The following is a 24,844-nucleotide window of genomic DNA, read 5'->3' on the forward strand; positions in this document are numbered from 1 at the left end:
TAACAATGATTTTTTTATGCGCACCCTAGAACAAATTAAACAAGCAAGCCTTATTACTGCAATTAAAACACCTTACTTAGCCAATGGTGAGATCGATCTTGCAAAGTATGATGAACTCGTTGAAATACAAATTGCAGCGGGTGTTGACGGCATAGTTGTTGGTGGCACCACCGGTGAAGGCCAGTTAATGAACTGGGAAGAGCACTTAATGCTAATTGCGCACAGTGCCAATAAATTTGGTGATAAATTACTGATTGTAGGTAACACCGGCAGTAATAATACGCGCGAAGCAATTAAAGCAACAAAATATGGTTTTGCCAGCGGCATGCATGCCTCATTGCAAATTAATCCTTACTACGGGCGCACATCTATTGCGGGTGTTAAAGAGCACTTTAAACGTGTGCTTGATATTGGTCCGGCGTTTATTTACAACGTAGCAGGGCGCACAGGTCAAGACCTCACCCCTGATATTATTGAACCACTAGCACAGCATGAGCACTTTATTGGTGTTAAAGAATGTGGTGGCAATGAGCGTATAGCGCACTATGAACAACAAGGCATTGCGTGTTGGTCTGGTAATGATGACGAAGCACACGATGCACGCCATATCCATAAAGCACATGGTGTTATTTCAGTTACGTCTAACCTGATCCCAGGGTTGTTCCGTCAATTAATGGATAGCAAAAATGATGCGCTTAATAACTCATTACAACCATTAATGAACTGGCTGTTTTGCGAGCCAAACCCAATTGCCATTAACACCGCGATGATCATGACAGGTGCGGTTAACCCCGTTTTTAGAATGCCTTACGTGCCGCTCAACGATGAGCAACAGCAACAAGGTGAAACGCTAATTAATCAGCTGAATGAGCAAGATTTTGTCGGTAGCCGAGCGCAGTGTGTGGATATTAGTAAAGTTTTGATTTTATCTTAAATTCTTAAAGTCTTTATTAGACACATTTTTAAAGCAGCCTACTGTAAACTCAGAGGCTGCTTTTTATATCACTGCCAATAGTAGTTGAGTTTAAGCTGCCACATAGCGGAATTAGCATGAGTGACCGCTAATCGAATATCAATATCTTGGCTAATAGGCACTGCCAGTTCTAGTTTGGTTTGCGCTGGGTTTTTAGCATTTAAGAATGACTTTTCATAGGATGCTCTGAGCTTATATCCCACCTATCTCACTTTGGCTATTTTTTACTAAAATACTTAGCACACTAAAAAAGGCCAGTTCCAGATTCAATAGGAATATTTGACATATTGAACTGCTTAACAACATTATTTTCATCAAATAACATTACTAGCTCACTACGTGTGCCTTCTGATTTTGTACTAGCTAAACCATAGGCAAATAAGATAGAGCCAACTGTTTCAACCGTAAATGCTGAAGTATTATCATAACGATACTTCCATATTGATAGTCCACCATCTGTATAGCTCGTCTTATACGGGCTTCCAAATTCTATACGTATTTCTTGCTGAGTTGTTTTACCTTTTATTATTTTTGCACTGGCATCTACTTCTGTTAAATCTTCCATTGACGGGTTACCGCTATTTGCACAACCACTTACCGTAATGATTGAACAAAGGATTAAACCCCAAGCGAGTATTTTTTCACTATATAACTCAATTTATTTAAATTTCTAGTCAAAAACTAACATAGGCATACCTACCCAAATTGTAAATCAAAATTTTAATCCTTAATCAACTACAAAAGCCTTCTATTGATTAACTTTATTTAGAATAGCCATTGTAGGAAATAGCTAATTACCCTGCATTTTATAAATTAGCGGTTTCTGGTGTTTAAAACTAACTGTTTAAGCGATTTTACTGTATAATTTGCGACCCTTGATAATGTGGCCGCAGGTTATACAGCAATGAATTTTAAATCTTTTAGTTTTGCCCCTGAACTAATTCAGGCGTTAGACGAACTTAATTACCACACCCTTACGCCCATTCAGCGCGCAGCTATTCCGGCTGTTCGTAAAGGTAAAGACGTTTTAGCAAGTGCACAAACCGGTACAGGTAAAACCGCTGCCTTTGCACTCCCTATTATCCAAAAGTTATTTGAGTCAGATAGCAGTACTACGAATGCGCCAAGCGCCTTAGTCCTTGCGCCTACGCGAGAGCTTGCAGAGCAAATAGCGAATAACTTTAAAGACTTTGCTAAGTACACTCAGTTAAAAGTAGTGAGTTTATTTGGTGGTGTTAATACCGCAGGACAAGAAATTGCACTCAAAGAAGGTGTGGATATTGTAGTAGCAACACCAGGGCGTTTACTTGATCATATTCGTTTGGGTAACTTAAGCCTTGCCCAAGTAAAACATTTAGTCCTTGATGAAGCTGACCGTATGCTCGATATGGGCTTTATTAATGACATGCAAAGCGTAATAAAAAGCTGTGCTGATGAGCGTCAAATCTTATTGTTTTCAGCAACTTTCCCAGCAGCAATTAAACAATTTGCCTCTAAAGTGCTAAAGCAACCTGAAATTGTGCGTGTTGATCAAACTAACAGCACCGCAAGCACAGTACAACACGTGGTTTACCCGGTAGAAGAGCGCCGTAAGCAAGAGTTACTTTCTGAGCTAATTGGTAAGAAAAACTGGCAGCAAGTGCTGGTGTTTGTAAACATGAAAGAAACCGCAGATGAGCTAGTCACTGAACTTAACCTAGACGGTATCCCAGCGGCAGTGTGTCATGGTGATAAATCGCAGGGTAACCGTCGTCGTGCGTTACGTGAATTCAAAGAAGGCAAAGTACGCGTGCTCGTTGCAACAGAAGTAGCGGCCCGTGGTATTGATATTGACGGTTTACCGCGCGTTATTAATATTGATTTACCTTGGCTTGCTGAAGATTACGTACACCGCATTGGCCGTACCGGTCGTGCTGGTAACCAAGGACAAGCAATTTCGTTTGTGAGTCGCGAAGAAGAAAACATGTTGTTTGAAATTGAAACCTTAATTGGTCAAAAAATTAAACGTGTTTACTTAGAAGGTTACGAAGTAAGTAATCGTGAAGTACTGATTGATAAAATTGGTAAAAAGCCAGCGCATTTACGCCGCACCCGTGCTAATAAGCCATCAGGCCAAGCTACCGGTGAAGCGAGAGCGAAAAACCGTTCGCGAATTTCTAATGTACGTAAAAGCTTAAAAGGCGAAAAGCTGTCACTTAAAAAGTAAGACAGCTAAGCCATTAAAAAAACCTGAGTTTACTCAGGTTTTTTTATGCCTAATACATTATCAATAATAGCAGCGTACTTATACGCAGCCGCTTCATCGTTCTGATTAGCTATAACTGATAAACCAACCGGTAAGTGGCTTACTTTACCAACCGGTAAAGTAATATGGGTCGTCCCTGCAATAGCAGGCAATGAACTACTACTGCCTTTAAAGTTATCACCGTTAATTAAATCGGTTTTCCACGCGGGCGAAACGGTGGGGGCAATTACAATATCGAGCTGATTATTGCGGTATAAATTGCTAATAGCGCGGTTTGCTAGTGCGCGATATCGCGCTTTGGTGCTTTTGTATCGTTGTATTTCACTCAAATCAACCGCGTTAGCTTGTTGTAAAATATCTTGCTCAAAGTAGGGCATTTCCTGCTGTTTATTTGCGCTATTAAATGCGATTAACTCATCTAAACTTTTTACGGTTACCTGCGTTGGTGTTTTGCTTAAGTAGTGGTTAATTTCGGCTTTGAAGTCGTAAAGTAGGATGGCGTATTCATCAACGTAAAGCGTGCTTAAGTCATCTTTTACTGCAACATTGACAACGGTATGACCTGCGTCTTTTAATGTTTGTAACTGCTTAGCGTAAAGCTCTTGTGTTGCCACAGTAAACTTACTGGCAGGTAAAGCGCCTATTCTCAGTGATGGCTTAGGCGCTATACTATCAAGCTTTCTATTTACGTTGAGTGTAGATACATCGTCTGAGTCTTCACCTTGAATGACGGACAATACTGCGAGTGCATCTTTTAAAGAATGCGCCATTGGGCCTACCGAATCTTGGCTACTTAAAAGAGGGATCACGCCTGCGCGCGAAACTTGCCCCATGCTGGGTTTAATGGCGTACACCCCATTAACCGAAGCAGGGCAGGTAATTGAGCCGTCGGTTTCAGTGCCCAGCGCAATAGGCGCAAAATTTAAAGCAACCGCCACAGCAGAGCCCGAGCTAGAACCACACGGATTACGAGTTACATCATGGGCGTTATGGGTTTGCCCACCTATTGCACTCCAACCAGATGATGAATACGATGAGCGAAAATTAGCCCATTCACTTAAGTTCGCTTTACCTAAAATAATCGCCCCTGCTTGGCGTAATTGTTTAACCACAAAGGCATCTTTATCGGTAACGTTATTTTTAAGTGCCAGTGAGCCCGCTGTGGTAGGTAATGTACCTGTTGTTTCAATATTATCTTTTAGTAATACCGCGATACCATGTAAAGGGCCTGCCCATTTTCCGGCTTTAAACAGTGCATCGAGTTGTTTGGCTTGTTCAATTGCAGTGGGCTCAATACTAATTACTGCATTATATTTAGGATTGAGCTCGTTTATTCTGTTGATATAAGTGCGGGTAAGCTGCTCAGCGGTGGTGGTATTATTTTTATAGGCACTGTGAATGTCACTAATGGTTTTAAGCTCTGTATTGTTAGTCGCTGCGTGTAAGTTAGTTATTGTGCAAACACATAAGATTAAAAGTAGCCGTTTTATACTCATTGTTATTATCTATTTTATGGAAACACAGGACATTTTTAGCACAAAAAAACCTCACAACGTGAGGTTTTTCAGTAAAGGTCAATTAAATCGAGTTAGGCGTTTTCTAGCATCGATAACGCAACCGCCTCTGCGGCTTTAATGCCATCAATACCCGCTGATAAAATACCGCCTGCATAACCTGCGCCTTCACCTGCAGGGTAAAGCCCTTTGGTATTAATGCTTTGGAAAGTTTTATCGCGCTTGATACTGATAGGTGATGAAGTACGCGTTTCTACACCCGTTAGTAAGCCATCATTGGTTGAAAAGCCACGAATTTGTTTATTAAAGGCAGGAATTGCTTCACGTAGCGCTTCAATCGCAAAAGGAGGTAATACGTTGCTTAAATCAGTCAGTTTTATGCCTGGTGTATACGAAGGCTGTACATCGCCTAAATTAGCCGATGATTTACCTTTTAAAAAGTCGCCAATCAGCTGTGCAGGGGCATCGTAGTTTTTACCACCAAGTTCATAGGCTTGCTCTTCTAGCTTACGCTGTAAATCAATGCCGGCTAGGGGATGCCCAGGGAAGTCTTTTTCTGGCGAAATACCCACTACAATAGCGCTGTTAGCATTACGTTCACTACGTGAATATTGGCTCATGCCATTGGTGACGACTCGGCCTTCTTCAGATGTAGCGGCAACCACCGTGCCGCCAGGACACATACAAAAGCTATATACAGTACGGCCGTTATTACAATGGTGTACTAATTTGTAATCTGCTGAGCCTAAAATAGGGTTACCCGCATTATCGCCAAAGCGGCATTCATCAATCATTGATTGCTTATGTTCTATTCTAAAGCCCACTGAAAAGGGTTTAGCTTCAACATAAATGCCTTTATCGTGGATCATTTTAAACGTATCGCGGGCACTGTGGCCAACCGCTAATATCACATGGCGAGTTTCAAGCTGTTCACCATTAGAAAGTGTAAGCCCAGTCACTTGGCCTTTGTCTAAATGAATATCGTCAACGCGGGTGCTAAAACGAATTTCTCCACCAAGTTCTATAATACGGGCACGCATTTTTTCAATCATGGTTACTAGTTTAAAAGTACCAATATGCGGCTTACTCACGTATAAAATTTCTTCAGGCGCGCCGGCCTCTACAAACTCAGTAATGACTTTACGGCCATAATGTTTTGGATCTTTTACTTGGCTGTAGAGCTTACCGTCTGAGAACGTGCCTGCGCCACCTTCACCAAACTGTACGTTTGATTCTGTATTAAGGGCCTTTTTACGCCAAAAGCCAAAGGTGTCTTTGGTGCGCTCACGCACTTCTTTACCGCGCTCTAAAATAATTGGGTTAAAGCCCATTTGTGCCAACACTAAACCGGCAAATAAGCCACAAGGGCCAAAGCCAATTACCACAGGGCGTTCTTTAATACTGCTATTGGCGTGCGCTACAAATTTGTAGTTGGTGTCAGGGGAGACTTTAACGTGTTGGTCTTTTTCAAACGAGGTTAACAGTTGTGCTTCGTTATCCACTTCAACATCAAGCGTGTAAATCAGTAAAATAGCGCTTTTTTTACGTGCATCGTAACCGCGTTTAAACACATTGTAGCTGTGTAGCTGCTCTGGGCTTATATTTAATTTATTGATGATGGCTTGGCCTATGGCATTTTCGTCATGGTCAAGCGGCAGCTTTATTTCGGTTAAACGTATCATTAATATCTCTTTAGGTGTCATAGCGGGGATTAAATTCCGCTCACAATAAGGGGGGGCACAAAGCGCTGATTTATAAGCGCCATATGTTACGTTAAATTGCCCACTTTTGGCACTTATTTATTGTGTTTTGGTAAGGGTTGGGTATGATCCGCAGCTGTTATTGTGAAACATTAGGTATTAAACCATTATGGCGTTTGTAGTCACCGAAAACTGTATAAAATGTAAGTACACTGATTGCGTATCAGTATGCCCTGCAGATGCATTTTTTGAAGGCCCTAATTTTTTGGCTATTAGCCCTATTGACTGTATTGACTGTGGTTTATGCGTACCTGAGTGTGCCGCTGATGCTATTTTTCAAGAAGATGAATTACCTGAATCGCAAAAAGAGTTTACCCAATTAAATGCGGAGCTAGCAGAAATATGGCCACGCATCACCCAAGTTAAACCCGCCCCGGAAGATGCCGATAGCTGGAATGGTGTGGCTAATAAATTAAAACTTCTCGACACATAATCATTCTACTTCGTTGTGTCAGTTTGACATAATAAGCGGATTTAATAATTTAGCACCGAGTAAAAACCTGCAATTAACGCCAACATTAACCGCACTGAGAAACGATCAAAAAACACAAGTACCTGGTGCGTGGGATAATGGCGATGTAGACACTGAATTAGGGCTTGATCTTCGTTGGGGTATTACTAAAGATGCCGTAATTAATGCCACCATAAACCCTGACTTTTCTCAGGTAGAAACCGATTCGTTAGAACTGGATGTAAACACCACATATTCTATTTATTACGCTGAAAAACGCCCGTTTTTCTTAGATGGCGCATCTTACTTTAAAAGTAATTTATTTGAACTGCTTTATACCCGTACCATAGCAGAGCCTACTATTGGTGCAAAGCTCACCGGTAAAACCGACAGCCACAGTTATGCGCTAATGTTTGCTGATGACGACAGTAATATTTTATTGCCAACTAACCAAGGCTCGGGCTTTGCCAACTTAAATGATAAAACCAAAGCGGCGGTGGCGCGATACCAATATGATATTGGCCAACAAGGTACTATTGGTGTCACTTCTACACATAGAGAAAGTAGTGACTACCATAATACGGTGCTATCGGCTGATGGCAGCTATGGTTTAATCAGTCAGATACGCTTAATTATCAAATCGCGAATGCTGATACCAACAACTTGCCGCTTTTAGACCTACAAAAGATCTAAGATTATGGTTATACGCCGAATACGCAAGCCGTATAGATTACACTAATGAGCAGTTAGGCGATGTTTTAACTACACAACCGCAGGCTGTTTGGGATATTAATAATCATTGGCAGGTGGATGTTAGGCATAATTATAGTCATTTAGATGATTACCAAGGGCGACGTGTTTTTACCGCAAACCTTATTGATTTTAGGCTTTATTATAAGTTTAGCATGCGCGCTATGCTTAAACTGATTTTACAGTTTGAAGATATAGACAGAAATGAAGATGCTTACTTTTATCAGGTTAGTGAAATCAACAAAGATTATGAAAGTCAGCTGGTTTACTCATACAAAATTAACGCACAAACGTTATTTTATTTAGGTTATTCAGATAAAGGTTATCAGGGTGACTCGTTAAAAAGCATTGAGCGTGACCAATGTACTTTCTGTACTAAAGTAAGTTATGCGTGGCAGTTATAAGGTTATAAACATTATGAAAGCAAGGTTTTGCTAGGCAATAAAAAACACGCTACTGGGTAGCGTGTTTTTTGTTTTACTAAATGGTAAACCTAGTTATTACAAGTCAAAAGTACGTGAGATAGCAAGTACAATTCGCTCATCGGCGTAATCGTAGTCCAAGCTGGTATTCTCAGCTGCTACTTCAATACCAAACCCTTCATAGCTTGTTTGGTACGCTAAGCGGTAGTGATAATACGATTTGTCGCCCTTAGCTTCATCCCATTGGAACTTATTGCCATCGAGTGAGTTTGAAATATCAAAGCTGGCACGAATCGCATGATTTGGCGCAAGCTCGAAAGTGTGCGCAATCATCGAAATCACATGGCCAGTATCGTAGCCAAAGTAATCCCAGCTGTACCAAAAGTTAAGCTCTGTTTGGCCGTAGTCACTGGCGTAACCAAATTTAGTATACGCTTCTGCGTAGTTACCATCGCTGTTATTACCTTGGTAAGTGTAATAAGCAATACCGTAATCAAGGCTTACTTGTTCGTTTAACTGAATGTATCGGCCTACGTATGCATCTAGTTCAAAGTCGGTGTCATCACCAAAATCTACGTTTGATGCCCATACACCGGCATAAACACCGTTATCATACGCGTAGTCAAGGCTTGCTTGTAGCGCAGGATCGTTATCTGTTTGAGTTACACCATTAAAGGTGTAATCAGATGCAGCCGTAATCGTTGTTGACCAGTTAGCCGCTGCTGTTGTTGATAAAACAGTTAATGGTAAAGCGATAAAAAGGTGTTTTAATTTATTGTTCATGTGATTTCCTAGCTGATTGTTTCTATTTTTGTGTAATCAATTTTATTCGCTTTTGGCGATCCTTCGATATTGCTGACTGTTTTAAGTTTGCTGTAGGCAATAAAACCAATACAAATAAAGAATAACCCTATAACTAAAGCACCAACCCATTGAATTTGTAAAAACTCAAGCTTAAATAGCAATGTTAGTAGCGACAAAGCAACAACGTTCATGGCAATGTACTTAAATTTACCAAGGCGTTTTACAGTTAAGTTTAAATTATCTGTGTATAAACGGATCAGTGAATCGAGCGAGTTGATAACAAACACGATACCTACAAACACCATGGCAAAGTTTTTAATACCTGAAGTTGGAATGCCGGCTTCGTGATAGTGATATAACACACTAAACCAGATAGCGATTGGAATTGACGGGAAAATTAACATAGCGCCCAGTACTTGGTATGTTTTTAAACCGCCCACAAAACGCGATGTAAATTGACCAATCATAATACTCCACGCAAACCACCAAAATAAGTAAAACTCATGGTAATCATTCAGTGGTAATACAAACTCATTGATGTTGGCAAAGTAATTACCAATTAATCCGATGTTTTTAGTAAATGCAGAAAGTTCACTGTCGCCAAATAAGAAGGCATCAGCCCACATAAAGCCAATTAGGGCTATAAACAACCAAGTAGTTGCAATACTTAAAAAGCGTACATATTTAATATCGGTACTTGAATACACCGCAAAGCAAATAGCGGCAAGCACGATTAAGTAAAACGCAGGAATAACATTTGAGCCATCACCGAGTTCAGGTAAATACCACGGCAAGTTACTCAGTAATAAGTAAGCGGTAAACGCACAGGTACCAATAATAACGACATTATTTATAAACTTAACCCATGGAATTTCAAAAAATTTCACTTTGGGTTCTATTACACAGAAATAAAAGCACGTAAGAAAATAAAATCCCCAAATTAAAAATCCCCAATAACCAAACTCAATAGAGAGTGGGTTGGCAAATGCATATTCTGGGCTTGCTTTTATGTCTGCATAACCGGCAAATTCGGTTAAAGGAAACATAATAAGGCCAACGTCTAGGCCTGAGGTAAACAGGATTGCTATAAAAGTGAATGTTCTCACTGGTGTGACGCCTACTACACGTACATTACCCCATTTTATTAAAATAGTAAAAATGGCAAGTAAGGTGAAAATAATGCCTGCATTAAGCCAAATAGTCATTATCGCCCTCCCAGAATGAATAAAAATAACACATATATACTCCGTTTTTTATTGTGCTTGCATTAACACAGGCATAACCTATTTATGCTTGTGAGCCACTGCAAGGCGCATAAAGGCACTCCTTAAAGCATTTCGCTTAAAAGAGTGGCCTTTATGGCAGGCTAAATTAAAGGGTTTTATTTCGTTGTGAAGTTTGCCAATCAGTGGCATTCACAACATCAACTCCTGTATGAGCTAAAGGCTTATTACCTAAAATAATATCAGCGGCTTTTTCGGCCACCATAATGGTAGGCGCATTTAAATTACCATTAGGTATGGTTGGAAAAATCGACGAGTCAACTACACGCAAGCTTTGCATGCCATGCACTTGGGTATTTGAGTTAACTACAGCCATGTCGTCTTCACCCATTTTACAAGAGCAAGAAGGGTGGTAAGCACTTTCCACTGCTTTGCGCACAAAGGCATCAATTTGCTCATCCGTTTGAACTTGTTGCCCTGGTTGAATTTCTTCACCACGAAAGTCGTCAAAGGCAGGTTGTTCAATAATTTCACGCGTTAAACGTACGCACGCCCTAAAGCCTTCAATGTCGTCTTGGTGCTCAAGATAATTAAACACAATCTTTGGTGGCTGCGTCGGATCCGCTGAGGCAATGGTGACGCTACCACGACTTTTAGGTTTGTTATGACCTACATGCACTTGAAAACCATGCCCTGCAAATGCACTGCGTCCATCATAACGCATTGCTGCGGGTAAAAAGTGATACTGAATATCAGGCCATTCAACACCAGGTTTTGAGCGAATAAAGGCACATGATTCAAAGTGATTAGTTGAGCCTAAACCTTTACGGGTAAGCAGCCATTTTGCACCAATTAAACCTTTAGAAAACAAGCCTAATTTACCGTTTAAGGTAATGGGTTGTTTACACTTATATTGAAAGTAAAACTCTAAATGGTCTTGCAAGTTTTGACCAACACCTGGTAGGTGATGTTTAACTTCAACACCTGCTTTTTCAAGTATTTGTGTATCACCAATACCGGACAGTTGTAACAGGTGAGGAGAACCGATAGAGCCCGCACTTAAAATAACCTCTTTACTTGCTGTGGCTGTTTTAACTGTGCCATTGAGCTTGTATTCAACACCGGTTGCTTTTTTACCGTCTAAAATAACGCGCTGCGCAAGTGCATCGGTTACAATTGTTAGGTTACTGCGATGTTTAATCGGATCTAAATATTCACGAGAGGCTGAGCTGCGCACACCGTTTTTAACGGTCATGTGCATAGGGCCAAAGCCTTCTTGTTGAGCACTATTATAATCAGCTGTAGTGGCATAACCCGCTTGAGCACCAGCATCAATAAAGGCGCTATACAAAGGGTTTTCCATGTTATTACCGTTATTAACGCCAAGGGGGCCTTTTCCACCACGATGGCTGTTTTCACCTAGGTAAAAACTTTCTGCTTTTTTAAAATACGGTAAACATGCTTGATAATTCCAGCCATTAGCGCCATGTTGCTGCCATTCATCAAAATCTTTTGCATGACCACGTACATACACCATGCCATTAATAGATGATGAGCCACCAAGCACTTTACCGCGTGGGCAGTGCATTTCACGGTTATCTAAGTACTTTTCTGGCTGCGTATGAAATTGCCACGCATACTTATCGGTATTCATTGGAATCGACAGAGCAGTGGGCATTTTAATAAAGATGCTTTTATCGCTGCCGCCGGTTTCAAGTAACAATACCTTGTTACTTGAATCTTCAGACAAGCGATTTGCTAACACACAGCCTGCCGACCCTGCGCCTACAATAATATAATCAAAAGAGTGGTTCATAATGATTCCTTAAAATGGGCTTTCTATGTCAGCCATACCAACATAAACAGACTTAGTTTGCGTGTAATGATCAAGCGTTTGTATGCCGTTTTCGCGGCCGATACCTGATTGCTTATAGCCACCTACAGGCATTTCTGCCGGCGAGTTACCGTAAGCATTGATCCAACAAATCCCCGCTTGTAGCTGATGAATAACGCGATGAGCACGTTTAATATCGCTAGTGAAAACGCCTGCAGCTAAACCTAAGTGAGTGCCGTTAGCACGTGCAATAACATCATCTTCGTCATCAAACACTAAAACGCTCATTACTGGGCCAAAAATTTCTTCTTTGACGATGGTCATTTCATCGTTGCAATCAACAAATACGGTTGGCGCTACAAAATAACCATTTGGCGCTGATGCTGGTGAAAGCGTTGAGCCACCGGTTAATAGCGTTGCCCCTTCTTCAATGCCTTTGTTGATGTAGCTCAGCACTAAATCTTGATGCTTTTTAGAAATAAGCGCGCCAAAGTTAGTGTTTAAATCTTGTGGATCGCCGGCAATAATATTGTTTTCGGTGCGTGTTTTAAGCTCATCAATAAACTGCTGGTACACATTTTTGTGAACATAGATACGAGTGCAATTAGTACAAATTTCACCTTGGGTATAAAAGTTCCCTAACATTGCCGCGCTTACTGCTTGCTCTATATTGGCATCGTCAAAGACAAGTAACGGCGATTTACCACCTAGTTCCATAGTCACATCTTTTAATGTACCTGCAGCACTGGCGACGACTTTTTTACCGGTACCTACTTCACCAGTAAATGATACTTTTTCAATATCTTGGTGTGCAGTAAGCCATTGGCCTACCTCACTCGCGCCTTGAACTACATTGAATACGCCAGCGGGTACACCTGCTTCAATAAACACCTCGGCTAATTTAATTGCGCCAAGCGGGGTTTCTTCTGAAGGTTTAAAAATAAATGCATTACCCGCTGCAAGGGCAGGGCCAGACTTCCAACATGCAATTTGTAATGGGTAGTTCCATGCACCAATACCAGCACAAATACCTAAAGGCTCTTTGCGTGTGTAGTAAAAGTCATCGCCAACCATTTGTTGTTGACCAACTTGCGCAGGGGCAAGGCCTGCAAAATATTCAATTACATCTGCACCTGTTTCAACATCTACGCAGTTAGCTTCTTGCATTGGTTTACCGGTATCGAGCACTTCAACTAGTGCAAGCTCATCATTACGCTTGCGTAAAATAGCAACGGCGTTTAATAAAATACGGCTGCGCTCAATAGGGGTCATAGCTGACCAGACTTTAAAGCCTTGTTTTGCACTTTCAATTGCTGCGTTTTGAACGTATTCATCGGCAACTTCAACGGCATAAATTACTTGGCCGGTTGCAGGGTTTACTACATCAAATGTTTCGCCGCTTTTGTTTGCAAGGAATTGACCGTTGATAAAGTTTTGATAGATAGGTGTAGTCACGTTAGGCTCCATATTGCTTGATAAGTGAATGCACGTAGTTTTTAGCCAGTGATTCACTGTGTTTAAACTGATTTTCGTCTGATTGGCTTAATACGGCTCGTAGCCATAAACCATCAATCATTGCTGCGGTTAACTCTGCCGCGAGATTTGCTTGCGCTAAAGGCATTAATTGCTTAAATGAAACGGTTAAATTGCTTTGCAAGCGTTTGCTGTTTACATTTTGTAAACGATGAAGTTCCTTGTCGTGCATTGATTGCGCCCAAAAACTTAACCACGTCCGAGTGGTGTCTTTTCGTTGTTGTACTAGCGCAAAGTTTGATTCAACAATAAACATTAACCTTTGAGTTGGCGTGGTCTTTTCATCTACTTTGCTGATCAAATCATCTTTCAAGTTAGACAGTAAGTAACGCACAGTTGCTTCAATTAGCCCCTGTTTCCCACCAAAATAATGGCTAATTATGCCAGAGGACATCCCCGCATTTTTGCTAATACTATTAATTGTGGTTGCTTGTAACCCTTTTTGCGCAACTGACTCTATTGTTGCGTCAATTAGCTGCTGACGCCTTACAGGTTCCATTCCAACTTTAGGCATAATTTTTATTAATTGATCGTTCAATAAAGATAAGCTTAAGGTAATAGCTCTAACAATTCAAGGTTCGTGCAAATGGTGAGTGTCTGAAATGTGGATAAATAATTAATAAAATAAGTCTAAAATGAAGTTATATTAACAAGCTGGATTTTTGTAAAATATCATTTAATAACAATTTGTTACGTGTGTTTTTTTGATTGTATTTTGCGGTGTAATTATTTGTTTACATAATTGGTGAAACTTTTAGTGATTTATTTATTAGTGTGATAACTATTAGAGTACTAATTGTATTTTTTGTGGGCAGATTACTTTAAAAAGCGGTAAGGCGAGTTTGTCGGAAGATCCAAGAAAAAAGATTCAGGAAGTGAAATATGAGATTAATTTACAGAAATGTTAACTTAGTGAAGAGATAAATAAAGACGCTGTTTAGGTTTCAACAACGCCTTTAAATAACAAAGGATAACGTCTTAAACGGTTGCCAATATAATCGTCAGCCATAATTTGGTCGCAAATTTCATCAATATTATCGGTCGCTTCAAATACCCAATCAAAACGTTCTATTGCAAGTAAAAATCCACGTTTTAAATGCGTTTGCGCACGGTAATAAGCAAGGTTGTTTTTGATGAGTTGCAGTTTTTCAGGCTCTGCTTTTAATTGCGCAATAACTTGATTAATAAACTGCAAATTGCGCGAACTGGTTGGTCTGTTTCGTCGGTATGTTGATCGCATCACTCTTCATTAGCTATGTTGTAAAGTTTTTTCAAAAAGTCGTCTTTGTGTTTGTCATGTTCATAATCAAGGTGATAAGTATTATGAAACCCAAAGCGAAGTAAAACACCACTACCTTGTAAATAGACGGTATAGCCATCTATGTCAGAATATGCAGTGATCCCTTGATAAAATTTACCTTCTTCTGTGACTTCTCCGCGTTGTTGAATGCGTTCGTAAACCGCTAGAATCTGTTTATTGTCGATTTCATTTTTCATTGTTTGTCCCTTTTATTTAATCACTCATACGCTATAGAAGTGAGGATCGATCATCATAAAAACAATAGTCTAAAAAGTATGATATTGCTTTGTTATTTTTCATTTATAAATTATGCTCAAAGTTCACTTTTTGTTGAGCTTTTACCATGATAGACAAAGCGTTACTTTTGAAAACTCGTGAATTATCCGACCAACTCATTGCATTGCAAACACCCATTAGAATACTCGATGCAATAAATTGGGATAAACAAATTAAAGAGGAATTTTTTAGACAAAAATGTCAAAAAAATCCACTTATTGATCGTGCTTATTATCAACAGCGCGATTTAGGATTTGTTCCTAGCGAGTTGCGCCAAGCATTTTCAACACTGCACCGCAATATTATTAACCAGTTGGGACAATTAAACCCAATTGCACAATATATGGGTAAAATGTGTACCGAATATAAAACGGTTCTGAGTATGCTTGAATACCGCGGTACGCCAGAGTTTCATGACTTATCAGTGGAGCTATTTGGTCATCCTAAAGATTTGTTTCATGCCGGTGAGCCTTCGCTATCAGAACTGGCTAATATGCTCGAACAGCCTTTAAAAAATTTACTTGCAGCGGATATTTTGCCAGAAGATCCTAAAAATATTGAGGCCAGCGACGCGGTGCGGATTTTATCTGAACAGGTCAATGCCAGCATGCCGGGAATAAACGTAGAAGTGATGCTAAGTGATGGTATTGTCAGCGATGCGGCAGCAGGTGCTAATAATATTAAGCTCAATCAAGATGTTAAGTTTTCTCAGCGCGAATTAGATATTTTAGAGGTGCACGAGGGCTGGATCCATGTAGGCACCACTCAAAATGGCTTAGCGCAACCTTATTTAACTTGCTTGAGTAAAGGCACACCAAGCTCTACGGTGACCCAAGAGGGGCTTGCAGTACTGACGGAAATTATTACTCTTAAGTCAACACCACGTCGCTTATCAAAATTAGTAAACCGTATTCAAGCGGTGACGAAAGTAATTGATGGCGCTGAGTTTATCGATATTTACCGAGATTACGTTGCTCAAGGTTTATCAAAAGACGACAGCTATACCCTTGCACAGCGCGTTTTTAGAGGCAGTACCGCAACCGGCTTACCCTTTACCAAAGATATTGCTTACATAAAAGGCTTTGTTTTAGTTTACAACTTAATTAGGGTGGCGATACAGCTTGGTCGAATTGATCAGTTGCCATTATTGCTGGTGGGTAAAATATCAATTGATGACTTTAGATTAATATCGCAATTGCATGACTTAGGTGTCATTGAAAATCCGCAATTTGTGCCGCCTCATTTTAAAGATTTAAGAGGCCTTGCTACGTGGCTCAGCTTTGGTCGATTTATTGGCGATTTGTCATTCGAACAACTAGAAAACGACTATAAGCCGTTGTTTTTATAATATTAAAGAGGAAGGGCGGCTACTTTTTTTAGCAAAAAACGCAGTTGGAATAAGCAACTGCGTTTAAGTTTACTCACATAAGCCTGCATGCCCATAAGGGGGCAATTGATTGTTCTCATTTTTATTTATCGTTTTATCGATACATAAAGTTGTTTTAAACCATTCATTAGGCACAAAAAAAGCCCAAAAGTGGGCTTTTTAAATTCAACACACTTTGGTTATCGTGCGTTGGTGCTTTCAAATATTTTGTCTGCAGAGGCAGCGACAAAACCGGTGTAAATTTCACCATCAGGTTTTGGATAACGAATAGCAAACTCGTAAAAACAGCTAGGAATGCGCATATCGCCATCGCTAAAGGTTACTGCGTATTCATCAGCTAATGTTGATGATTGCTCTAATAGCACCTCTGGTGAGCCTTTTACTTCACCTCCTGAGGTATTGAGTGCAAAACCTGCATCTTTAAGAGCTTGGTTTACATCATGGATGTTATCAAACTTAGCCAAAGTATTAATGTTCACGGTGAAGTGATTGGCACGATAACCCCACGCAGACATCCACGCCGCATATTCGCTCTCAGCTAATAACTTTTTGTATGTATCGGTGCTTACTTGCCAATGCGTGCCTGAATATAAAAAGTTATCGGCAGTCACTGCGCTTTCGTCAATTTGTGAAACCATATCAGTGACAATTGCTTGTAGTTCAGGCGAGCATTTTTCAACTAATAACTCAGAGATAAACACTTTAGGTTGCGTTGGATCGCTGTGCTCGTAATGCTTAGCGTAGAGTTTTTTTGCTTCAAAATGATACTCACCACACTCTTTGTAGCCAATGGCTAAAAAGTGTGCAGCTAGTTTTTCAAGGCCTACTTTTTCAATATTAAAAGTACGCAGCGCAATATGGTCGTTGATTATATCGTCTTTTTGCGTTGAGCCTAATAGGTCATGAATTTTGTCAGCCGATGGCGTTACGCTTAGGTAGTTTTGCCACAGGTTATCAAATAATGTGTTTACATCAGTATGCATGGTAAATCCTTAAATCTGTTTAAATTGTTATTCAATTATTAAGCCCGGCGCGAGGGTTTGCGGTAAGTTAACTTTTTCTGACTCTACTGAGGCCACTGGGTATGCGCAGTAATCTGCAGCATAGTACGCACTGGCTCTGTGGTTGCCACTGGCACCTATACCACCAAATGGCGCTGCGCTTGATGCGCCTGTAATAGGGCGGTTCCAGTTAACAATGCCGGCACGAATACGTTTTAAAAAGTGACTGTAATCATCTTCGCTATCAGCAAGTAAACCAGCAGATAAACCAAAGCTGGTGTTGTTTGCTTCTGTTATAGCGCTATTGAAATCAGTGTAACGATATACTTTTATAAGCGGGCCAAAGTGTTCTTCATCGGCAATTTCGCTTATATTAGTGACATCAATAATGCCTGGGCTTACAAACCCAGTGCCTGATTTTAACTGCTTAAGCTCAACAAGAATCTCAGCACCTTGTTTAACTAGCTCAGCTTGCGCTGCCACCATGCCTAATGCGGCTTTTTCACTGATCATGGCACCCATAAAAGGTTGTTCGTCCGCAAAGCTATCGTCTACTAAGATATTTTTGGTGGCGCTAATCAGCTTTTCTAAAATAGCATCGCCATTGGGCGACTTTTCAATAAACAAACGGCGTGCACAAGTACAGCGTTGGCCTGAGGTGATAAAACCCGATTGAATAATATCGTGCACGGCGGCGCTAACATCAGCAACATCTTTAACCACTAGCGGGTTATTACCGCCCATTTCAAGCGCTAAAATTTTACCTGGGTGGCCAGCAAATTGTTTATGTAATAAATGACCAGTGTTTGAGCTACCAGTAAAAAATAGGCCATCTATATCTTGGTGTGAGGCCAGCGCTTTACCTGTTTCTAACTCACCTTGAACAAGGTTTATAACCCCAGCAGGTAAGCCTGCTTTTAACCATAGTTCTAAGGTAAACTGCGCTACATGAGGTGTTAACTCTGATGGTTTAAATACCACGGTATTACCGGCTAGTATGGCTGGTACAATATGGCCGTTTGGTAAATGCCCAGGGAAATTATACGGACCAAAAATAGCGACCACACCGTGAGGTTTGTGGCGAATAAAGGCTTTTGCACCAGGCATTGGGTTTTCGGTTGTACCAGTACGTTCATTGTAAGCACGGATCGAAATGGCCACTTTGCCTGTCATCGCGCCCACTTCTGTGCGTGTTTCCCATAGCGGTTTACCTGTTTCACGAGCAATAATAGTGGCCAACTCTTCGCTGTGTTCTTTTAGTTGGGCTACGAAGTTTTCTAAAATAGTAATACGTTGCTCAATTGGCATATCTGCCCATTGAACTTGCGCGGCTCTTGCCGCTTTAATGGCACTGTCAACTTGCTCTGCGTTGGCGCCATTACCTTGCCATACAATTTCACCATTACTTGGGTTAATAGAATCAAACGCTGGACCTTTGCCTACAAGCCATTGATTATTAATTAGTTGTGTGTTCATAAATAATGTTACAGGCGGAAAAATCGCGCTGCATCTCCTTGTTTTAAATGAAGTGCATCAGCTACTTCTTGGCTGATGATTAAGGTGTGCTTTGCCTGATTATAATGAGCATGTTTGGTGAATGTGGCTCTAAAGTCACTAACCCCTTGATTACAAATAGCAAGGGTGTCTGAGCTTTGCTCATTGATATGTTCAAGCTCGCCAATAGTAATAGGGCACACCTGTGAATCACGAATACTGCGAATATTACCGAGTTTTGCTTCTACAGTGGGGCCTGCGTCAAATAAATCAACATATCCGCGGTGTTCAAATCCTTCTTTTTCAAGCAGTTTAAGTGCTGGTTTGGTTTTATCATGCACATGGCCAATCACCGCTTGTGCTTTTTTGCTCAGCAAATTCACATAGATAGGGTATTTAGGCATGAGTTCGCTAATAAACACTTTATCGCCTAACCCCACTAAATGGTCGGCTTGTGGGAATTCAATGCTAAAAAAGTGTTCCTGTAACCATTGCCAAAATGGCGAGTGACCGTCTTCGTCGCTAACACCACGCATTTCAGCAATTACTGTGTCGGCAAAGCGCTCGCTGTGTTGCGCCATAAATAAAAAACGTGAACGTGATAAAAAACGTCCCGTCAGGCCTTTTCTACTGTCTTCACGTAAAAATAAAGTACATATTTCTGAGCAGCCAGTGTAGTCATTACACATACTCAAAATATCTACGGTATTGTAAACGTTTAAGGTAGGTGAGTGATGAACGGTTTTACCTAGATGATAATGATACAAAGGTACAGATAACCCGACGGCCGCTTCAATGGCGGTAGTACCAATTACCTTTCCGGTTTCACTGTCTTCTAAAACAAATAGATAGCTTTCGTCGATGGGCTTATCTACGTTTTTAGTAAAACTGTTTTGCGCACGATCAATTTTTTCTTGTAGTTGCCCATCATCGACAGGTAAAGAGGTAAAGCCATGGCCAGACTCAATGGCAATCTCTTTAAGTGCTGCAAAATCATTGACAGTAATAGGACGTAATACTTGCATTAACTACTTGCTCCAACAACATATAAAATCCTGAGGTAAACGTGTGTTTGCCTCAGGACTTAGTTATGTTTTACTTAGTTATTAACCGTTTACTACATCGCTTACTGCTTTTTCAAAGCGAGCTAAGCCTTCTTTAATGTCCTCAAATGGGATCACTAATGAAGGTGTAAAACGAATAACGTTCATACCGGCTACTAAGTTCATTAAGCCGTTATTTGCACTTGCTACTAAAAAGTCACGAGCGCGGCCTTCAAATTTCTCATTTAGTACCGCACCGATTAGTAAGCCTTTACCACGGACTTCGCTAAATACATGGTATTTTTCATTAATTGCATTTAAACCATCACGGAACATATGTTCACGCTCTTTTACGCCATCTAATACAGCAGGTGTATTAACGGTATCAAATGCCGCTTCTGCAACAGCACAAGCCAACGGGTTACCACCATATGTAGACCCATGCGTGCCTACTTTTAGGTGTGCTGCAATTTCAGTGGTGGTGATCATAGCGCCAATTGGAAAACCGCCACCTAAGGCTTTAGCCGTCGTTAAGATATCAGGAACAACATCTAAGCCTTCGTATGCGTATAAGTGACCTGTACGGCCAACGCCGGTTTGCACTTCATCAAAAATAAGTAGTGCGTTGTGTTTAGTACACAGTTCACGTACTTTTTGTGCAAATTCATTAGTTGGTGGCACAATGCCGCCTTCACCTTGTAATGGCTCCATCATTACCGCACAGGTATCATCACCAATTAAGGCTTCAAAAGCGGCAATATCATTGTAGTCACAATGCACAATATCAGCAGGTTTTGGACCAAAACCGTCAGAATAAGCAGCTTGGCCACCCACTGTTACAGTGAAAAATGTACGACCATGAAAACCTTTATTAAAAGCAATAATTTTAGTTTTTTCAGCACCAAATTTATCCAGTGCAAAGCGACGTGCTAATTTTAATGCTGCTTCGTTTGCTTCAGCCCCTGAGTTTGCAAAGTAAACTTTTTCAGCAAACGTGGCATCAACCATTTTTTTAGCTAGACGAAGAGCTGGCTCATTGGTCATTACATTTGATAAGTGCCAAATTTTTTCGCCTTGCTCTTTAAGTGCACCGACTAATGCAGGATGGCAATGCCCTAAACAATTAACTGCAATACCACCGGCAAAATCGATAAATTCGTTATTGTTCTGATCCCACACACGTGAGCCTTCACCGCGAACAGGAACAACAGCTGAAGGGTTGTAATTAGGGACCATTACGTCGTTAAATAAATCTCTGGTTACTTGCATTTTTACACCTAAATTATTCACATAAAAAAATACGTTGCTGAAAAAATAACGATAAGGTCAGGATGATTCAGCAATACAATGTGTTTTACTTATTAAAAATGTCATTATCAAAGGTTATGAATGAAATTTGCAGTGCTATTTTGTGAAAAATGATTAGAATAATAGTCAAATTAACGAATTGAATTAGCATTATGATAACTCCCCAAGATGAAAAACTACTCTCAATATTAAAAACGAACGCCCGCGCTAGCATTTCTGATCTTGCAAGGCACTTGAGTTTATCTCGTTCAACGGTGCAAAGCCGAATGCTAAAATTAGAGCAAAGTGGGATCATTAAGGGTTATAGCGTTGACTTTGGAGATGACTTTTTAAATAGCTTGGTCTCTGCGCATGTTTCAATAAAAGTAAAACATAAGCTAACAACAAAAACTAATATTGAATTAAAGCAAATTGATGCGATTTCTCAGTTGTATGCAATTAGTGGAGAGTTTGATTTAATTGCCATTGTAGAAGCACAGAACCTTGAGAAGTTAAGCCACTTACTTGATGATATTGGTAACTTAGATGGGGTAGAGCGTACCCGTTCCTCGGTTATTTTAGAGACTAAATTTAAGCGTTAATTCGATTTATTTAGTACATTCAGTGAGCATTAATTATTGCATTTAAGCTAACTTGATTGTAGTCTACTCGATATTAGGAAGAAGGAATATTTTTAACCAAATCAATAGGCTTATTGTCCTGCATTTGTTGCAATCCTCCGGTACTTAATAAATCTCATCAATACAGTTACTAACCTTATTAGCATTGGCTAATAAGGTGTGAGTGAAATAGGACGTTTTTAGCACCACTGGGCTAAGACTTTACAAGGAAATGTTATGAAATACACAACAATGGCTGCTGTGGCATTATTAATAGGTGGCTCATATTTAAGTGCAAAAACGACTTTATTTGACCCTGCACAGAGCATAACGGTTGAAACTTACAGCGATATATTCTTCAAATTAGAATCCTCTCCTGTCAGCATTAATGAAATTATTACCGGGGCGAGTCAATTTGCCGATAGCTTGTGTGATGAAACTATCTACCAAGAAGTAATTGGCGAATCGGTAAACTCATGTAAGCAAAAATTCAAACAATCTCAAGCACAATGTGCTGAGTTTATAATAAAAAATAACGAGCCTATGTACACTGATAAAGTGGCTATAACACAGCTCTCTGAGAAGTTTATTAATTGCATGACCAATAGCTAAAATAGCACTTACAGTTCTTAATATATTAAAAGCGCGGCTCCTAAACTGAATGAGCATTGATGCTTGAATTTTTATTTAGCATATTCCACTGCGTGGTCTATGCTAAATTTTATTAATGCTCAAACGCCCAGTTTGCTTTAGGGAGTACAATGCAAGAAAATTTACTGAATTCAGTCATTAAAATAACAAAAAATAGAGATGTAGATTCTCTTGAATATAGTTTGATATCGACCATCCAAGAATTTATAGGCTGTAAAAAGGTCTTAGTTTATAAAGATATAGAATTTTAAGGCCAACTGACTATTGAGCAAAGTCTTTGCTTAAAAGTGACGGGTGAAAAGCAATTCGAGTGGGTACAACGACAAATTGTTGCACAGCCTGAGGATGAACTTCTATCGTGTTTACGCTCTGCCTGTATTATTACTGTTCAGTCTGCCGATGGAATTGAACGCCGTTGCCTCCCCATTACCCGCCAAGAAAAAACAGTTGCTGCCATTTCTGTGGTTTCAAAAAGTTTAGGTAGTTCGGCTCAAGTGATGCTATATGCTTATTGCCGCATATTTGAAAACTATTTAGTGATACTCCATTAAAACGAAAGAGATAAATTAACGGGTCTGTTAAATAGATAGACCTTTGAAGAAAATAAAACAGCTAATTGAAAAACAAGTATTAAAAATGCACGGCTCATCCCGAGATGAGGATAAAAGGCAACAAAAGCAGGCATCAACATCTTGGCTGGCTATTTTAGATATTGATCATTTTAAAAATATAAATGATCAATAAGGTCATATCTGTAAAGATGAAGTGTTACTGGTATTAGCGCAAAAAATGCGTCACTTTTTTCGCTCAACAGATTTAATTTTTCGTTTTGGTGGGGAAGAATTCGTGATTGTTTTTGAGCCCACAGATGCTGACTCAATCAGTAATAAAATGGCTGAATTTATACAGCTCATTAGGTAATACATCGTTTCCTTTTGTTGAAAATATGACGATCAGTGCTGGTTTAGTGCGTAATTAGTCCTTATGATTTTCTAATTGCAGTGCTAGAAAGCGCAGATAAAGCGCTTTATTATGCAAAAAATAATGGCCGAGATAAATTTTGTATCTAGGAAGATTTATTTGCCGAGAACTTAATAAGTGTACAAGTTAATTTCTCAGAAATAGATTTATTTTAAACTACTGCGGCTGAGGATGGCTTCGCTGCACTTTTACTTTGGTTACTTGGTCGAGCTTTATAAAATAAACATTGCCGCCAATGCCTTTGAATTCTTCATCGGTAAAGGCGATGGTGTTGTCATCATAAAAGGTGATTGCCTCTTTTTGGGTTACAATACCTAAGTCAATTTTAAATACATCGCCAGAGAAAAACTTATCGCCTTTAAAGTTTTCAAACAGCCAAATACTGGTTGAATCTAGTAGTGCGAGCTTTTTTCTATCTGGGCTAAGTGCTGCGGATGTGATCCAGCAAAGCTTTTCCATAGTGGTGCACGTTTTAAATGAATCTATCAGCTGGGCATCAAAATTCGCTGCATGGTCGCCTACTTTGTAAACGTTAGTAATTCCATCGAATGGCTCTGTGCGATTTTTAGTAAACAAGTATAAATGTCGTCCAAAAGCCACAAACGCTTCTAAGTCATAATTACGTTGATCAGGCTGTATTGGGCTGCCATCTAATTCTGGGTAGGTAAACTTTATAATTTCAGCTTCTGTTGTATTGGTTTTTATATCTATGGGGTTTTCTATTTTATAAATTGTTAGCCATTTACGTTCATTTTTATTATTACCAAAGTCGCCTAAAAAGAAATGACCAAACTTATTTTGCGTCATATCTTCCCAGTCTATATTTTTTGCATTCGTGACGAGTACTTCTTTTGCAATTGAACCATCGTCATTGAGCCTATAAAGCTTAGGCTCGTCGCCACTATCGTTAATAGCCCAAAGCCGTTTATGTTTATCAAACTCAATGCCTGAAATTTCTTTTAGTTTTGGGTCTACAGAGACCACCTTTTTACTATATAGTGTATAAATTGAACTGCCTACAACAGCCGTAATGATGCTAAAGACGATAACAGAAGTAATAAGGATGCTTTTTTTCAACATTGTATTTAAGTGTTCATCGGGTTGGCTCAGTAGATAGTTATTATCGCTGATGATGTTGTTAAGCTAAAGGTTTTTATAGTTTTAATGTAGTAATAAAAATTAATAAGTTTGTGTATAAGGACAAAAGCAAATTAATTAGCTGTTATGGTGTAGTTGGTTTAAAAGTTGCTCAGTTGAAGAGCTTACGTAAAAAATCAGTATTAATGGTTAAAATT

General features: G+C 39.8%; 22 protein-coding genes and 2 pseudogenes. 8 read left to right on the forward strand and 16 right to left on the reverse strand.

Features of this window, described 5'->3' with window-relative positions; translation table 11 throughout:
• Window positions 1–16 precede the first annotated feature (16 nt).
• Window positions 17–934, forward strand: a complete 918-nt coding sequence (dapA, locus tag LOC50_RS17210; RefSeq protein ID WP_010388964.1) for a 4-hydroxy-tetrahydrodipicolinate synthase — start codon at window positions 17–19, stop codon at window positions 932–934.
• A 68-nt stretch (window positions 935–1,002) separates the two neighbouring features.
• Here the strand turns inward: dapA and LOC50_RS17215 are convergent, their stop codons facing one another.
• A complete protein-coding gene (locus LOC50_RS17215; protein WP_171034703.1) occupies window positions 1,003–1,176 on the reverse strand; it encodes a hypothetical protein in 174 nt (57 codons plus the stop codon).
• A gap of 41 nt (window positions 1,177–1,217) precedes the next feature.
• Complete coding sequence (locus tag LOC50_RS17220; RefSeq protein ID WP_051498260.1) at window positions 1,218–1,538, reverse strand: hypothetical protein; 321 nt, start codon at window positions 1,536–1,538, stop codon at window positions 1,218–1,220.
• 339 nt (window positions 1,539–1,877) lie between these two features.
• Here LOC50_RS17220 and LOC50_RS17225 point away from each other — a divergent pair, with 339 nt between their 5' ends.
• The gene (locus tag LOC50_RS17225; RefSeq protein ID WP_138562454.1) at window positions 1,878–3,179 is read left to right on the forward strand and encodes a DEAD/DEAH box helicase; all 1,302 of its coding nucleotides are present in this window, start codon (window positions 1,878–1,880) and stop codon (window positions 3,177–3,179) included.
• Between the two features lie 29 nt (window positions 3,180–3,208).
• Here LOC50_RS17225 and LOC50_RS17230 read toward each other — a convergent pair whose 3' ends face one another.
• Window positions 3,209–4,714 (reverse strand): amidase family protein, encoded by a 1,506-nt coding sequence (locus tag LOC50_RS17230; protein WP_250654035.1) that lies wholly within the window; start codon window positions 4,712–4,714, stop codon window positions 3,209–3,211.
• Between the two features lie 92 nt (window positions 4,715–4,806).
• Window positions 4,807–6,414 carry an NAD(P)/FAD-dependent oxidoreductase gene (locus LOC50_RS17235; protein WP_250654036.1) on the reverse strand — a complete coding sequence of 536 codons (1,608 nt, stop codon included), beginning with the start codon at window positions 6,412–6,414 and terminating at the stop codon, window positions 4,807–4,809.
• Between the two features lie 187 nt (window positions 6,415–6,601).
• Here LOC50_RS17235 and fdxA point away from each other — a divergent pair, with 187 nt between their 5' ends.
• The gene (gene fdxA, locus LOC50_RS17240; protein ID WP_008114035.1) at window positions 6,602–6,925 is read left to right on the forward strand and encodes a ferredoxin FdxA; all 324 of its coding nucleotides are present in this window, start codon (window positions 6,602–6,604) and stop codon (window positions 6,923–6,925) included.
• 10 nt (window positions 6,926–6,935) lie between these two features.
• Window positions 6,936–8,097: pseudogene (locus LOC50_RS17245) on the forward strand (DUF5916 domain-containing protein); the annotation flags it as partial.
• A gap of 96 nt (window positions 8,098–8,193) precedes the next feature.
• On the opposite strand, the gene LOC50_RS17250 reads toward LOC50_RS17245, so the two are convergent.
• The 7 genes from LOC50_RS17250 to LOC50_RS17280 form a co-directional block, all read right to left on the reverse strand.
• The gene (locus LOC50_RS17250) at window positions 8,194–8,898 is read right to left on the reverse strand and encodes a TorF family putative porin (RefSeq protein WP_138626922.1); all 705 of its coding nucleotides are present in this window, start codon (window positions 8,896–8,898) and stop codon (window positions 8,194–8,196) included.
• A gap of 8 nt (window positions 8,899–8,906) precedes the next feature.
• Entirely contained in the window at window positions 8,907–10,124 is a 1,218-nt protein-coding gene (locus LOC50_RS17255; RefSeq protein WP_250654037.1) for a BCCT family transporter, read from the reverse strand.
• A gap of 166 nt (window positions 10,125–10,290) precedes the next feature.
• A complete protein-coding gene (gene betA, locus LOC50_RS17260) occupies window positions 10,291–11,958 on the reverse strand; it encodes a choline dehydrogenase (RefSeq protein WP_214552175.1) in 1,668 nt (555 codons plus the stop codon).
• A gap of 9 nt (window positions 11,959–11,967) precedes the next feature.
• The gene (betB, locus tag LOC50_RS17265) at window positions 11,968–13,431 is read right to left on the reverse strand and encodes a betaine-aldehyde dehydrogenase (RefSeq protein WP_036984072.1); all 1,464 of its coding nucleotides are present in this window, start codon (window positions 13,429–13,431) and stop codon (window positions 11,968–11,970) included.
• A 1-nt stretch (window position 13,432) separates the two neighbouring features.
• The gene (gene betI, locus LOC50_RS17270; RefSeq protein ID WP_008111458.1) at window positions 13,433–14,008 is read right to left on the reverse strand and encodes a transcriptional regulator BetI; all 576 of its coding nucleotides are present in this window, start codon (window positions 14,006–14,008) and stop codon (window positions 13,433–13,435) included.
• Between the two features lie 438 nt (window positions 14,009–14,446).
• The gene (locus tag LOC50_RS17275; RefSeq protein WP_248474374.1) at window positions 14,447–14,749 is read right to left on the reverse strand and encodes a hypothetical protein; all 303 of its coding nucleotides are present in this window, start codon (window positions 14,747–14,749) and stop codon (window positions 14,447–14,449) included.
• Window positions 14,749–15,006, reverse strand: a complete 258-nt coding sequence (locus tag LOC50_RS17280) for a DUF3081 domain-containing protein (RefSeq protein ID WP_013463225.1) — start codon at window positions 15,004–15,006, stop codon at window positions 14,749–14,751. The genes LOC50_RS17275 and LOC50_RS17280 overlap by 1 nt, the downstream gene beginning before the upstream one ends.
• Before the next feature lie 146 nt (window positions 15,007–15,152).
• Here LOC50_RS17280 and LOC50_RS17285 point away from each other — a divergent pair, with 146 nt between their 5' ends.
• Window positions 15,153–16,433 (forward strand): flavohemoglobin expression-modulating QEGLA motif protein, encoded by a 1,281-nt coding sequence (locus tag LOC50_RS17285; RefSeq protein ID WP_250654038.1) that lies wholly within the window; start codon window positions 15,153–15,155, stop codon window positions 16,431–16,433.
• A gap of 218 nt (window positions 16,434–16,651) precedes the next feature.
• On the opposite strand, the gene LOC50_RS17290 is transcribed toward LOC50_RS17285, so the two are convergent.
• The 4 genes from LOC50_RS17290 to LOC50_RS17305 form a co-directional block, all read right to left on the reverse strand.
• Window positions 16,652–17,455, reverse strand: a complete 804-nt coding sequence (locus LOC50_RS17290) for a DUF1338 domain-containing protein (RefSeq protein ID WP_036983952.1) — start codon at window positions 17,453–17,455, stop codon at window positions 16,652–16,654.
• A 27-nt stretch (window positions 17,456–17,482) separates the two neighbouring features.
• The gene (gene astD, locus LOC50_RS17295) at window positions 17,483–18,949 is read right to left on the reverse strand and encodes a succinylglutamate-semialdehyde dehydrogenase (RefSeq protein WP_138626924.1); all 1,467 of its coding nucleotides are present in this window, start codon (window positions 18,947–18,949) and stop codon (window positions 17,483–17,485) included.
• An 8-nt stretch (window positions 18,950–18,957) separates the two neighbouring features.
• On the reverse strand, window positions 18,958–19,992 hold the full coding sequence (gene astA, locus LOC50_RS17300) for an arginine N-succinyltransferase (RefSeq protein WP_013463229.1): 1,035 nt from the start codon (window positions 19,990–19,992) through the stop codon (window positions 18,958–18,960).
• Between the two features lie 81 nt (window positions 19,993–20,073).
• Complete coding sequence (locus LOC50_RS17305) at window positions 20,074–21,279, reverse strand: aspartate aminotransferase family protein (protein WP_036984073.1); 1,206 nt, start codon at window positions 21,277–21,279, stop codon at window positions 20,074–20,076.
• Between the two features lie 191 nt (window positions 21,280–21,470).
• On the opposite strand from LOC50_RS17305, the gene LOC50_RS17310 reads away from it, so the two are divergent.
• The 3 genes and pseudogenes from LOC50_RS17310 (at window position 21,471) to LOC50_RS17555 (ending at window position 23,704) form a co-directional block, all read left to right on the forward strand.
• Complete coding sequence (locus tag LOC50_RS17310; protein ID WP_250654039.1) at window positions 21,471–21,899, forward strand: Lrp/AsnC family transcriptional regulator; 429 nt, start codon at window positions 21,471–21,473, stop codon at window positions 21,897–21,899.
• Window positions 21,900–22,154: 255 nt separating this feature from the next.
• Window positions 22,155–22,529, forward strand: a complete 375-nt coding sequence (locus LOC50_RS17315; protein ID WP_036983956.1) for a hypothetical protein — start codon at window positions 22,155–22,157, stop codon at window positions 22,527–22,529.
• Window positions 22,530–22,825: 296 nt separating this feature from the next.
• Window positions 22,826–23,704: pseudogene (locus tag LOC50_RS17555) on the forward strand (GGDEF domain-containing protein).
• Window position 23,705: 1 nt separating this feature from the next.
• Here LOC50_RS17555 and LOC50_RS17335 read toward each other — a convergent pair.
• Window positions 23,706–24,629 (reverse strand): hypothetical protein, encoded by a 924-nt coding sequence (locus LOC50_RS17335; protein ID WP_028834784.1) that lies wholly within the window; start codon window positions 24,627–24,629, stop codon window positions 23,706–23,708.
• Between the last annotated feature and the right edge of the window lie 215 nt (window positions 24,630–24,844).

Origin of the sequence: Pseudoalteromonas sp. SCSIO 43095 (assembly GCF_023650455.1) — a bacterium.
Taxonomy (GTDB): Bacteria; Pseudomonadota; Gammaproteobacteria; order Enterobacterales; family Alteromonadaceae; genus Pseudoalteromonas; species Pseudoalteromonas tetraodonis.